Source organism: Corallococcus praedator (assembly GCF_003612125.1).
Taxonomy (GTDB): Bacteria; Myxococcota; Myxococcia; order Myxococcales; family Myxococcaceae; genus Corallococcus; species Corallococcus praedator.
This window is the reverse complement of the sequence record NZ_RAWI01001117.1, coordinates 1-431: the sequence shown is the minus strand read 5'-3', so window position 1 is coordinate 431 and position 431 is coordinate 1. Positions and strand designations below refer to the sequence as shown.

The 431-nt window shown below is 57.1% G+C and carries 1 protein-coding gene; it reads right to left on the bottom strand.

All coding sequences use genetic code 11. The features are described from left to right. Positions 1-391 (bottom strand): beta/alpha barrel domain-containing protein (locus D7Y13_RS43310; RefSeq protein WP_500683207.1); only part of this gene is annotated, 391 nt, incomplete at its 3' end. Between the last annotated feature and the right edge of the window lie 40 nt (positions 392-431).

The following is a 431-nucleotide window of genomic DNA, read 5'->3' as shown; positions in this document are numbered from 1 at the left end:
ACTCGAAACTGCCTTGAAAAAAGCGCTGATCGGTCAAAACGGAAATGCAGGCCGCGCCGCCTTGCTCGTAGGCTTGGGCGATCGCTACCGGATCAAAATTCGGCTGAATCACGCCTCGACTCGGTGAGGCTTTCTTGACTTCGGCAATCAGGGCGGGCTGCGTCGAGGCAGTTTGCAGGGCGGCAATAAAACCGATCGCGGGCTTAGCGTCGGCAACTTGCTTTTGCAGTTCGCTCAAAGGGACGCGATCGCGCTGCCGCTCGACCTCGACTTCTTTGTGCCAGACGATTTCTTCGAGAATATGGCGCGGTTCGGCATCGGGCACGGCGACCTGATAGCGCAATGCCTCAACCGCAACAGCGGGATTGGGAGAACGACGGCGAATTTGCATTAAAGGTGAATTAGTGAGTGGTGACGGCGCGTTTGTAGGC